The organism is Thauera sp. AutoDN2 (assembly GCF_051280715.1).
Classification (GTDB): Bacteria; Pseudomonadota; Gammaproteobacteria; order Burkholderiales; family Rhodocyclaceae; genus Thauera.
In genome coordinates this window covers 49585-61758 of record NZ_JBNCAR010000012.1, presented here as the reverse complement: position 1 = coordinate 61758, position 12174 = coordinate 49585, and the positions used below count along the sequence as shown (strand labels likewise).

The following is a 12174-nucleotide window of genomic DNA, read 5'->3' as shown; positions in this document are numbered from 1 at the left end:
ACGCGGATCAGAGCGGGATGTTGCCGTGCTTGCGCCACGGGTTGTCCAGCTGCTTGTCGCGCAGCATGGCCAGCGAACGGCACACGCGCTTGCGGGTGTTGTGCGGCATGATCACGTCGTCGATGAAGCCGCGGTGCGCCGCGACGAAGGGGTTGGCGAAACGCGCCTTGTATTCGGCCTCGCGCTGGGCGAGCTTCTCGGCGTCGTTCTTTTCTTCGCGGAAGATGATCTCGACCGCGCCCTTGGCGCCCATCACCGCGATCTCGGCGCTCGGCCAGGCGAGGTTGACGTCACCGCGCAGATGCTTGGACGACATCACGTCGTAGGCACCGCCGTAGGCCTTGCGGGTGATGATGGTGACCTTGGGCACGGTGCACTCGGCGTAGGCATAGAGCAGCTTGGCGCCGTGCTTGATGATGCCGCCGTACTCCTGCGAGGTGCCGGGCATGAAGCCCGGAACGTCCACCAGCGTGACCACCGGGATGTTGAAGGCGTCGCAGAAGCGCACGAAGCGGGCAGCCTTGATCGAGCTCTTGATGTCGAGGCAACCGGCCAGCACCAGCGGCTGGTTGGCGACGATACCCACCGGCTGGCCTTCCATGCGTGCCAGGCCGATGATGATGTTCTTGGCGTAATCGGGCTGCAGCTCGAAGAAATCGCCGTCATCGACCATCTTGACGATCAGCTCCTTCATGTCGTACGGCTGGTTGGGATTCTCCGGGACCAGGGTGTCGAGCGACATCTCGATGCGATCGGCCGGGTCGGCGCACGGGATGACCGGCGGCTTCTCGCGGTTGCTCGCGGGCAAGAAGCCGACCAGACGGCGGGTCATCATCAAGGCCTCGACGTCGTTCTCGAACGCGAGGTCGGCCACACCCGACTTGGTGTTGTGGGTGATCGCGCCGCCCAGCTCCTCGGCCGTGACCTCCTCGTGGGTCACGGTCTTCACGACCTCGGGGCCGGTCACGAACATGTAGGACGAGTCCTTGACCATGAAGATGAAGTCGGTCATCGCCGGGCTATACACCGCACCGCCGGCGCAGGGCCCCATGATCAGGGAGATCTGAGGGATCACGCCCGAGGCCAGCACGTTGCGCTGGAACACGTCGGCATAGCCGCCAAGCGAGTCGACCCCCTCCTGGATGCGGGCGCCGCCCGAGTCGTTGAGCCCGATCACGGGCGCACCGACCTTCATCGCGTGGTCCATGACCTTGCAGATCTTCTCTGCGTGGGTCTCCGACAGCGAGCCGCCGAACACGGTGAAGTCCTGCGAAAACACGAACACCAGCCGACCGTTGACCGTGCCGTACCCGGTCACCACGCCGTCACCGGGGATGTGGTCGGCGTCCATGCCGAACTCGGTGCAGCGGTGCTCCTTGTACATGTCCCACTCTTCGAAGCTGTCGTCGTCGAGCAGCAGCTCGATGCGCTCGCGCGCGGTGAGCTTTCCCTTGCGGTGCTGCGCGTCGATGCGCTTCTGGCCGCCACCGAGGCGGGCCAGTTCGCGCTTCTCCTCGAGCTGGCGAATGATGTTTTGCATGAGTGTGATCTCCTGTCAGATCTTGAGTTTGGCCGACCGGCTGCGCCGTCAGCCCTGTTCGCGGGTCTGGAGGTGGCCGAGCAGGCGCAGGGCTGCGGCCGCGGGCGTACTTCCCCCCTCCTCGACTGCGCGCGCGAGGACGGGAAGCTCCTCGCGCACGCGTGGATGGCTGCGGAAACGGCTGCGCAGCCCGGAATCGATCATTTCCCACATCCAGGCCAGGGCCTGGTGGCGGCGCTTGGCATCGAACTCGCCGGAGGCGGTCAGCGCCTTGCGGTACGCCGACACCGTGTTCCAGAACTCGGCGATGCCTTCCTTCTTCAGCGCGGAGAGCGTCAGCACCGGCACCGTCCAGTTGGGGCTGGCCGGACGCAGCATGTGCAGCGCGGTCTTGATCTGTGACTTCGCGCGCATCGCCGCGGAGGGGTCGATGTCGGCCTTGTTGATGACGATCAGGTCGGCAATCTCCATGATTCCCTTCTTGATCGCCTGCAGATCATCTCCCGCGTTGGGCAGTTGCAGCAGGCAGAAGATATCGGTCATGCCCGCCACCGCCGTCTCGCTCTGGCCCACGCCCACCGTCTCGACGATGATCACATCGAAGCCGGCCGCTTCGCACACCAGAAGGGTCTCGCGCGTCTTCTCCGCCACGCCGCCCAGGCTGCAGGCCGAGGGGCTGGGGCGAATGAAGGCGGCAGGATTCTGCGACAGCAACTCCATACGCGTCTTGTCGCCGAGGATCGAGCCCCCGGTCACCGACGACGATGGGTCCACCGCAAGCACCGCCACGCGCAAGCCCTGCTCGATCAGATACAGGCCCAGCGCCTCGATGAAGGTGGACTTGCCCACCCCGGGGACGCCGGAAATACCCACCCGCATCGCCCCGCCGGTATGCGGCAGCAGGCTTTCAATCACCTGCCGTGCGCGCGCCTTGTGGTCCTCGCGCTGCGATTCGATCAGCGTGATGGTCTTGGCAAGCGGTCGCAGCTGGCGCGCCAGCACGCCATCGACCAGTACCTGATCGACGGCATCGAGCGGCTCGGCGGCGGCGGCGGACATGGCGGAGGGCCGCAGTTCGGGCTTGTTCATCGGCATCGGTAACGGATATCGCGCGGCCCCGGTCGGCGGGACGAGCCGACCGGGGCCTGGGTTGCGCAAACTCAGGCCTTGCCGCGAGCGGCGCGGATCTGCTTGAGCACCTCGCGAGCAGCGGCCGGAATCGGCGTGCCCGGGCCGAAGATTCCCTTCGCGCCGGCAGCATACAGCGTGTCGTAGTCCTGCGCCGGAATCACGCCGCCAACGAACGTGATGATGTCGTCCGCGCCGAGGCGCTTGAGCTCGTTGATGACGGCCGGCACCAGGGTCTTGTGGCCAGCGGCGAGGCTGGAGCAGCCGACCGCATGCACGTCGTTCTCGACCGCGTGGCGGGCGGCTTCTTCCGGGGTCTGGAAGAGCGGGCCGATGTCGATGTCGAAGCCGAGGTCGGCGAAGGCCGAGGCCACCACCTTGGCGCCGCGGTCGTGGCCGTCCTGGCCGAGCTTGGCGATCATCACGCGCGGGCGGCGGCCTTCCTCGGCGATGAAGGCCTCGATGTCGGCCTTGAGGGCCTTCCAGTCTTCCTGTTCTTCCACGACGGCTCCATAGACGCCGGACACGGCTTGCGGGTTGGCACGATAGCGGCCGAAGACCTTCTCCAGCGCATCGGAGATCTCGCCCACGGTGGCGCGCAGACGGATGGCCTTGACCGCGAGGTCGAGCAGGTTGCCTTCGCTCGTCTCGGCGCACCGGGTCAGCGCGTCGAGCGCGGTCTGTACCGCAGCCGCGTCGCGTGTCGAGCGGATCTTGTTCAGACGGGCGATCTGGGCCTCACGCACCGCGTGGTTGTCGATGTCGAGAATGTCGATCGGGTCTTCCTTGGCGAGCTTGTACTTGTTCACCCCGACGATGACGTCCTTGCCCGAATCGATACGTGCCTGCTTGTCAGCGGCGCACTCTTCGACCTTCATCTTGGCCCAGCCGGATTCGACCGCCTTGGTCATGCCGCCCATGGACTCGATCTCCTCGATCAGCGCCCAGGCCTTGTCGGCCATGTCCTGGGTGAGCGTCTCCATCATGTAGGAGCCCGCCCAGGGGTCGACGACGTTACAGATATGGGTCTCTTCCTGGATGATGATCTGGGTGTTGCGCGCGATGCGGGCGGAGAACTCGGTCGGCAGCGCGATGGCTTCGTCGAGCGCGTTGGTGTGCAGCGACTGGGTGCCGCCGAACACCGCGGCCATGGCCTCGATGGTGGTGCGCACGACGTTGTTGTACGGGTCCTGCTCGGTGAGCGACCAGCCCGAGGTCTGCGAGTGTGTGCGCAGCATCATCGACTTGGGGCTCTTCGGATTGAACTGCTTCATGATGCGCCACCACAGCAGCCGCGCTGCGCGCATCTTGGCGATCTCAAGGTAGAAGTTCATGCCCACCGCCCAGAAGAAGGACAGGCGGCCGGCGAAGGTGTCGACGTCCATGCCGCTGGCGATGCCGGTGCGAACGTATTCCAGACCGTCAGCGAGCGTGAAGGCCAACTCGATGGCCTGGTTCGCGCCCGCCTCCTGGATGTGGTAGCCGGAAATCGAGATGCTGTTGAACTTCGGCATGTGCTGCGCGGTGTAGCCGAAGATGTCGGCGATGATCTTCATCGACGGGGTGGGCGGATAGATGTAGGTGTTCCGCACCATGAATTCTTTGAGGATGTCGTTCTGGATCGTTCCCGAGAGCTTGTCCTGACTGACGCCCTGCTCCTCGGCTGCGACGATGTAGCCGGCGAGGATGGGCAGCACGGCGCCGTTCATGGTCATCGACACCGACACCTTGTCGAGCGGGATCTGGTCGAACAGGATCTTCATGTCCTCGACCGAATCGATCGCCACGCCGGCCTTGCCGACGTCGCCGGTCACGCGCGGGTGGTCGGAGTCGTAGCCGCGGTGGGTGGCCAGGTCGAAGGCCACCGACACGCCCTGGCCGCCGGCGGCGAGCGCCTTGCGGTAGAAGGCGTTGGACGCCTCCGCGGTGGAGAAGCCGGCGTACTGGCGTATGGTCCACGGCTTGACGGCGTACATGGTGGGCTGCGGGCCGCGCAGGAAGGGCTCGAAACCGGGCAGCGTGTCGGCATGCTGCAGGTCTTCGGTGTCGGCCCGGGTGTACAGCGGCTTGACGGTCAGCCCCTCGGGCGTGATCCAGTTGAGCTTTTCGATGTCACCGCCAGGGGCCTGCTTGGCGGCGGCTTTTTTCCAGGCCTCGAGATCGGGCTGGGGATAGACGGGCTCGTTGGCGTTCGACATGAAAACCTCTTCGATTCGGCAGCGGTCGCTGCCTGCGTAGGACATGGATGGGTGCACCGTCGCTGTTCAGAAGGACGCATACTCCCTCTCTTCGACGACGGGGCCGCCCGCGGCACCTGCCGCGAGCGGCCGTCGACGTTCCGGCATCCGCCGCGCCCCCTCTCCTTTCATCGACCGGGGCCGACGCCTCCCAAGACGCGCGGTGCACTGGAACTTGACTTGCTCAGCTATAAAATAATACTTTATCCATAATTATGGACGCAATGGGGAGTTGTCGAAGAACGACAGCCATTGCTCCCGCCTCCACCGCACACGCCCGAACACCGCACATGAACGCGTCACGCATCGCGCCGATCGCCCTCTATCAGGAAGTCGCAGAACGCCTCCGGCAGCGCATCTTCTCGCACGAACTGCCTCCCGGCACCTGGGTCGACGAACAGGCGCTGGCCGAGCAGTATGGCATCTCGCGCACCCCGTTGCGCGAGGCGCTCAAGGTCCTCGCCTCGGAAGGCCTGGTGACGCTGAAGCCGCGCCGCGGCTGCTACGTCACCGAAATCTCCGAGCGCGATCTGGACGAAGTGTTCAGCGTCATGTCGATGCTGGAAGGCGAATGCGCACGTCTCTCGGCGACGAAGGCGACCGAGGGGGATTTCGTCCGTCTGCGCGGTATCCATGCGGATCTGGAGAAGGCTGCCGAAAAGGGCAACATCGACCGCTTCTTCGAGGCCAACCAGGCCTTTCACCTCGCCTTGCAGGAGATCGCGGACAACCGCTGGCTGCTGCACGTGATCGAGGACCTGCGCAAGGTGATCAAGCTGTCCCGCCATCACTCCCTGTTCTCGGAGGGACGGCTGGAGCAATCGCTGGCCGAGCACCGCGACATCATGGAGGCGCTGCTCGCACGCGACAGCGCGCGCGCGGAAAAGCACATGCGCACGCACATCCTCAGCGGCCGCGCCGCCCTCGCCCGCATCGCGGAGATGCGCAGCGCTACGCAGCCGGTGTGACCCCTTCGCGCGTCACCAGCACCTGGTCGATGCGGTAGTTGTCGATATCGACCACCTCGAACTTGTAACCGGCGTAGAGCACGAAGTCGGTGCGCTTGGGCACCTTGCGCAGCCTGTACATCAGGAATCCGGCCACCGTTTCGTAGTTCTGGAAGCCCTCGAACACCTCGATGTCGAGCGCCTGCATGACGTCCTCGATCGGCGTGACGCCGTCGATGAGCCAGGAATGCTCGTCTCGCCGGACGATCAGCTCTTCCTGGAAGGGGCTGACCAGGTCGCCCATCACCGTGTTCATGACGTCCTGCAGCGCGAGCAGCCCGACCACCAGCGCATACTCGTTTAGCACCAGGGCGAAGTCCTCCTTTGCGTCGCGAAAGCGCTCCAGTGCCTCGAACAGGGTAAGCGTATCCGGCAGCATCAGCACCTTGCGCACGATCGGCTGGGTGCGCAACGAAAGGTCCTGACCCTGCACGATGCGCGGCAGGATGTCCTTCGCATCCACATAGCCGATCACGCTGTCGATGCCGTCCTCGCACACCGGGAACTTGCCGTGCGGGTGCTCGGCGATCTTGCGCCGGATGCTCTCCTCCGATTCGGAGAGGGTCAGGAAGACAATGCTCTCGCGCGAGGTCATCGCCGAGGGCACGATGCGCGAGTCGAGTTCAAACACGTTGCTGATCAGGTGCTGCTCCTGGCGCAGCAGGGCGCCGGCCTGTGCCCCTGCATCGGCCATGGCCATGATGTCGTCGGCGGTGATGTCCTCGATGCGCGCACTCGGCAGCTTGAGCCAGCGGAAGAGTAGGTTTGCGGCCCCGCTGAAGACCCACACCAGCGGCGCGAACAGCCACATGCACACCTGCATCGGCTGCACCACCGCCACCGCAATACGCTCGGGCTGCACCATCGCCAGCCGCTTGGGCATGAGGTCGGCGAACAGCACGAACAGAGAGGTCACGAACACGAAGGAGAAGATGAAGGCGACCGTATCGCGCATCGAGCCGTCGTAGACCGGCCGCAGCAGTTCAACCACGTAGGGCGAGAGCGCCTGCTCGCCGACCACGCCGCCGAGGATCGCGACCGCATTGAGCCCGATCTGCACCACAGTGAAGAAATTGCCGGGGTTGTCCTGCAGCGCCAGCACGCGCTGCGCGTTGACCTGTCCCCCTTCGGCCATCAAACGCAGCTTGATCTTGCGCGAGGCAGCGAGGGAGATCTCGGACATCGAGAAGAAAGCGCTGACCGCGATCAGCAGAAGAATGACGAAAAGCTCGTTGATTGGCACGACGACTCCTTTGGGATGAAGGCCCCGCCGGAAGGCAAAACCACAGGGTGATGGCGCCCGAGTCTATCACTCGAGCCTCACCGGAGCGGCCGTACGCCCGTGAACGAAAAAGCCCGCCCCCACGCTGTGCCGTGGGAGCGGGCCTGTCCGCGAATGCCTTCCTGTTCGCGGGCAAGCCCGCTTGTCAAGAGGCAATCGTTGTCTCGCGCCGCGCATCACCCGCGCTGGGCGGGCGAGGCAGCGCCGTCGATCAGTGCGACGATGCGGTCGCTGCACCCACGCCGGTCTGGGCGCGAACGTACTGATCCTCGAAGGCTTCCTTCTCGGCCTCGGCCGCCTTGCTCTTGTCGAGCGTGGAGAACAGCCAGGTCATGAAGAAGGCGATCGGCATCGAGAACAGCGCCGGCTGGGTGTAGGGGAAGATCGCCGACTCGAAGTGCAGCACGTCGACCCAGACAGACTTCGACAGGAGCACGAAGATCACCGCGCTGACCAGGCCGGAGTAGCCGCCCATGAGCGCACCCCGGGTGGTCAGGCCCTTCCAGTACATCGACAGGATCAGCACCGGGAAGTTGGCCGAGGCCGCCACACCGAAGGCAAGCGCGACCATGAACGCGATGTTCATCTTCTCGAAAGCCATGCCGAGCAGGATGGCGACGATACCCAGGCCGATGGTAGCGAACTTCGAAACACGCAGTTCGGTGGCTTCGTTGGCCTTGCCCTTCATGATGACGCGCGAGTAGATGTCGTGCGAGATCGCCGAGGCACCGGCCAGCGCCAGGCCTGCCACCACCGCGAGGATGGTCGCGAACGCCACCGCCGACAGGAAGCCGAGCAGCAGGTTGCCGCCGACCGCGTTCGCCAGGTGCATGGCGATCATGTTGCCGCCGCCAATGACCTTGCCACCGATCACGCCACCTTCGAAGAACTCCGGGTTCTGGCCGACGATGAGGATCGCGCACAGGCCCATGATGGCGATGACGTTGAAGAAGTAGGCGACGATGCCCGAGGCGTAGAGCACCGACTTGCGCGCTTCCTTGGCGTCGGTCACGGTGAAGAAGCGCATCAGGATGTGCGGCAGGCCGGCGGTACCGAACATCAGGCCGAGGCCGAGCGAGATCGCGGTGACCGGATCGGCGAGCAGGCTGCCAGGGTTGAGCAGCTTGTCACCCAACTTGTGCACCTCCATCGCACGCGTGGTCAGCTCGTCAAACGAGAAGCCGAACTGGCTGAACGCGAGCAGACCCACCGCGGTGCCGCCGATCAGCAGCATGCAGGCCTTGATGATCTGCACCCAGGTGGTCGCCACCATGCCGCCAAACGTCACGTACACCATCATCAGCGCGCCGACGACGACGAGCGCGATGTTGTAGTCGAGACCGAACAGCAGCTTGATGAGCTGACCGGCACCGACCATCTGCGCGACAAGGTAGAAGCACACCACGGTGAGCGAGCTGACCGCGGCCATCGTGCGCACCTTACCCTGGTCGAGGCGATAGGCGGTGATGTCGGCGAAGGTGAACTTGCCCAGGTTGCGCAGGCGTTCGGCCATCAGGAACAGGATGATCGGCCAGCCGACGAAGAAGGACAGCATGTAGATATACGCATCCACACCCTGCGCGTACATCATCGCGGTAAGACCGAGCAGCGTGGCCGCCGACATGTAGTCACCGGCGATCGCCAGGCCGTTCTGGAAGCCGGTGATACCACCACCCGCCGTATAGAAGTCGGAGGCCGACTTGGTGCGGCTGGCCGCCCAGTAGGTGATACCCAGGGTCATCAGCACGAACACGAAGAACATGCCGATGGCGTGAAGGTTGAGCGGCTGCTTCTCGGCAGCATCCATCGCGGGGCCGGCGGCGAGCGCGAGCGGGCTGGCGGCCAGGGCGAGCAGGCCGGCTGCGCTGAGGGAAAGCTTACGGGCGTTCATCACTTCTCCTCCTTCCATGCGGCCTTGACGAGTTCCTTGTTGATGTCGTCGAACTCGCCGTTGGCGCGACGCACGTACACAAGGGTCAGGATCCAGAAGAAGATGAATTGCAGCAGGCCAGCCAGAATGCCGAAAGTCAGGTTGCTGCCCTCGAACAGGCGCGTCCCGATGACTTCGGGCGCGAACGCCACGAGCAGCACGAAGCCGTAGAAGACGATCAGAACGATCGCCGCAAGGATGCCCGCAAAGCGAGTCCGTTTGGACACCAGTTCCGCAAAACGCGGATTGCGCCGTATGTGCGCATACATCGAGCTAGACACTTTCTCCCTCCTCGTGGAAAAGCAACGCTTGGAACGCTCCTCCTCCACCCTCCTCTGATCGACCGTTCCGTCTGACGCGGCGTGTCGAGCGAGCGGATGATATATCATCCATAAGAGTCCATACAGGTCCGTATGGAAAAATTTTATTTATCGAAAATCCCGAATGCGATGAACACACGAATCGATCTCGAACTCCAGAACGGTATCGCGACACTCACCCTGCACAATCCGGCCAAGCTGAACGCGGTCAACGCCGCAATGTGGCGCGGACTCTCTGCCGCCATGGGAAAGATCGCCGTCGACGACAGCGTGCGCTGCGTGATCCTGCGCGGCGCCGGCGAGGAGGCCTTCGCCGCGGGGGGCGACATCGAAGAGTTCGTTCGCGTGCGCAGCACGGTCGATGACGCCCTGCACTATCACGAGGATCTGGTCGCGACCGCCCTTAACGCGATCCGCGACTGCGCAGTTCCCACGGTCGCCGCCATCCGGGGCGCGTGCATCGGCGGCGGCCTGGAGATCGCCGGCTGCTGCGACATCCGCATCGCGGGCGAATCGGCCCGCTTCGGCGCACCGATCAACCGGCTCGGATTCTCGATGTACCCGGGCGAGATGGCCGGTCTGCTCGCGCTGGTGTGTCCGGCGGTGGTGCTGGAGATCTTGCTCGAGGGGCGCATCCTCACTGCGCGCGAGGCGCTGCAGAAGGGGCTGCTTTCGCGCGTGGTGGACGACGAAAAGGTATTCGACGAGGCGGCCGCCTGCGCCGCACGCATCCGCGCTGGCGCCCCGCTGGTGGCGCGCTGGCACAAGCAGTGGGTGCGCCGGCTGATGCGCGGCGAGCCCCTCAGCGCAGAGGAAAGGCGTCAGGCCTTCGATTTCCTCGCGACCGAGGATTACCGGGAAGGACTGGCCGCATTTATGGAGAAGCGCACGCCGCAGTTCACGGGGCGCTAGTCTGCTCAGACGGCTTCGCAGGCTTGTTCTTCATCCGCGTCGCGAACGGGGCTGCTGCGCACTCGACCCGAATGTACGGAGTCAGCGCGCGCTTCACGAAGATCGCGCTCATCCCGAGGCAGGACGGAAATGATGCGCCCCTCCGGATCGTGCTCGACGACCATGATTCGCCGTCGCTGCCAGGCGAGCAGAGAAGACTCCTCTTGTCCAAATCTCGCTTGCAGCATGGCAGGCGTGACGGCGGGAAAGGCCTTGCGTCGCTCCACGTTGCGGAAGCGCAAGTGGTTGTACTTGGCCCACGCAAGCAGGGTGATGCCCATGGCGGCGATCACCACGAGATAGGCGCCGATCAGTTCGAAGAACCCCTCGTCCCCACCAAGATCGAACATGTGAAACTTGAACTGCCAGCCGAAAAACACCCAGCCGGCCAGCGTGACCAGCGGTAGCCACAATACCAGCCACACCATCCAGAAGAAGGTGGTGAGAACGCCGGACAAGGCTCTCTGCGGCCATGACTGCAGGTCAGGGCGTTCAATGATCAGGGGGCTTCGTTCGGTCGTATCCCGCGGTCCGGGCTTTTCCATGTTGCGCGCTTCCTTCCTCTCAGGAGAACCCTCGGCAGCGCCACCACCGAGGTGCAGACGTTAAGGCCCCAGTAGGCCAGTGGATACCAGATCATCCAGTAGTAGTAGCGACCGTACCCACGCTCGTAACGCGAATCGAGGAACATGCTCACGGCGAACTGCAAAAGGCAGGTCGTCCCGATCACCAGACCGCTCCAGCCAGGGGCAAGGGTCCGGATTAGCAAGGCCTCGGGGAGTTCCAGCAGCAAACCCGCAATGAACAGCGCGACGATCGCAGCCATCGCATACGCCCACGCGACACTGGTGAAGTATTCGATGTAGATTGGCCACAAGCGGCGTTGCCGCCACTGTGCGAGAACGCCGAACTGCGCGAGCAGCACCTGGCTGCCGCCCATGGCCCATCGCAAGCGCTGACGCCAAAGCCCTTGCAGCGTTTCCGGCATCAGGATCCAGCACAGCGCATTCGGCTCGAAACGCACATCCCAGTGGCGAATCTCCAGCCGCCAGCTGACGTCGATGTCCTCCGTGAGGGCATGGGGGTTCCAGTAGCCGACATCGTGCAGCGCGCTGCGCCGGAAGCAGGCCATGACACCGGACACCGTGAACACCTTGCCGTAGGTCCGCTGGGCACGCTTGATCAAGCCGATGATCGAGGAGAACTCCCCGACCTGTATCCGCCCGAGCAGCGTGGAACGCGTACGAATGCGCGGATTGCCCGTCACAGCACCTACCCGGGGGCTGGCGAGCAGGTGGCGCATCATCCACTTCAGGCTGTTCCTGTCGACCAGCGAGTCGCCATCGATGCAGAGGAAATACTCGTGACGCGCAAACGCTGCCGCAGTGTTCAACCCTACCGCCTTGCCCTGGTTTCTCGCGAGGTGGACGACCCGGATGCGCGCATCCGCTTGAGCAAGCGCCTCGGCACGCTCGCCGGTGTCATCCGTGCTGCCATCATTGATCAGCAGGACCTCGAACTCCGGATAATCGAGTTCGCATAGCGCGGCCACCGTCTCTTCCACATTCCGCCCCTCGTTGTGACACGGAACGAGAATGCTCACTGGCGGGTAATGCGGCAGCGGCGGCGGCTGATCCGGCGGGGGGTCACGCCGCTCGTAATGGAGGTAATAGTACAAACCGCCCGTCATCCACAGATAGGCCATGAAAAGCGGGTAATAGAACGAAAAGGCGAACAGCAGCCGGGCGATTTCGGAGAGGAGATCGGTCGTCATCACGA

At 64.2% G+C, this 12174-nt stretch carries 10 protein-coding genes; 2 read left to right on the top strand and 8 right to left on the bottom strand.

What is annotated here, in order from left to right; translation table 11 throughout:
- Window positions 1-7: 7 nt before the first annotated feature.
- From ACPT9U_RS09085 to scpA, 3 genes are all read right to left on the bottom strand, one after another.
- Window positions 8-1540 carry an acyl-CoA carboxylase subunit beta gene (locus tag ACPT9U_RS09085; RefSeq protein ID WP_418363681.1) on the bottom strand — a complete coding sequence of 511 codons (1533 nt, stop codon included), beginning with the start codon at window positions 1538-1540 and terminating at the stop codon, window positions 8-10.
- A gap of 48 nt (window positions 1541-1588) precedes the next feature.
- On the bottom strand, window positions 1589-2635 hold the full coding sequence (meaB, locus tag ACPT9U_RS09080; RefSeq protein ID WP_435750675.1) for a methylmalonyl Co-A mutase-associated GTPase MeaB: 1047 nt from the start codon (window positions 2633-2635) through the stop codon (window positions 1589-1591).
- Window positions 2636-2700: 65 nt separating this feature from the next.
- Window positions 2701-4866: a methylmalonyl-CoA mutase gene (scpA, locus tag ACPT9U_RS09075; RefSeq protein ID WP_435750674.1), complete on the bottom strand. Its 2166-nt coding sequence runs from the start codon at window positions 4864-4866 to the stop codon at window positions 2701-2703.
- 329 nt (window positions 4867-5195) lie between these two features.
- On the opposite strand from scpA, the gene ACPT9U_RS09070 reads away from it, so the two are divergent.
- Entirely contained in the window at window positions 5196-5873 is a 678-nt protein-coding gene (locus tag ACPT9U_RS09070; protein ID WP_418363684.1) for a GntR family transcriptional regulator, read from the top strand.
- On the opposite strand, the gene ACPT9U_RS09065 is transcribed toward ACPT9U_RS09070, so the two are convergent.
- From ACPT9U_RS09065 to ACPT9U_RS09055, 3 genes are all read right to left on the bottom strand, one after another.
- Complete coding sequence (locus ACPT9U_RS09065) at window positions 5857-7155, bottom strand: hemolysin family protein (protein ID WP_418363685.1); 1299 nt, start codon at window positions 7153-7155, stop codon at window positions 5857-5859. The two genes, ACPT9U_RS09070 and ACPT9U_RS09065, sit on opposite strands and share 17 nt — an antisense overlap.
- 250 nt (window positions 7156-7405) lie before the next feature.
- Entirely contained in the window at window positions 7406-9085 is a 1680-nt protein-coding gene (locus tag ACPT9U_RS09060) for a cation acetate symporter (RefSeq protein WP_435750673.1), read from the bottom strand.
- Window positions 9085-9393 (bottom strand): DUF485 domain-containing protein, encoded by a 309-nt coding sequence (locus tag ACPT9U_RS09055; protein ID WP_418363788.1) that lies wholly within the window; start codon window positions 9391-9393, stop codon window positions 9085-9087. The genes ACPT9U_RS09060 and ACPT9U_RS09055 overlap by 1 nt, the downstream gene beginning before the upstream one ends.
- Window positions 9394-9573: 180 nt before the next feature.
- Here ACPT9U_RS09055 and ACPT9U_RS09050 point away from each other — a divergent pair, with 180 nt between their 5' ends.
- Window positions 9574-10356 carry an enoyl-CoA hydratase/isomerase family protein gene (locus ACPT9U_RS09050; protein ID WP_435750672.1) on the top strand — a complete coding sequence of 261 codons (783 nt, stop codon included), beginning with the start codon at window positions 9574-9576 and terminating at the stop codon, window positions 10354-10356.
- A gap of 5 nt (window positions 10357-10361) precedes the next feature.
- Here ACPT9U_RS09050 and pgaD read toward each other — a convergent pair whose 3' ends face one another.
- Window positions 10362-10853, bottom strand: a complete 492-nt coding sequence (gene pgaD / locus ACPT9U_RS09045; RefSeq protein ID WP_435750671.1) for a poly-beta-1,6-N-acetyl-D-glucosamine biosynthesis protein PgaD — start codon at window positions 10851-10853, stop codon at window positions 10362-10364.
- Between the two features lie 41 nt (window positions 10854-10894).
- Window positions 10895-12169, bottom strand: coding sequence for a poly-beta-1,6-N-acetyl-D-glucosamine synthase (pgaC, locus tag ACPT9U_RS09040; protein ID WP_435750670.1), 1275 nt, complete (start codon window positions 12167-12169; stop codon window positions 10895-10897).
- Window positions 12170-12174: the final 5 nt, after the last annotated feature.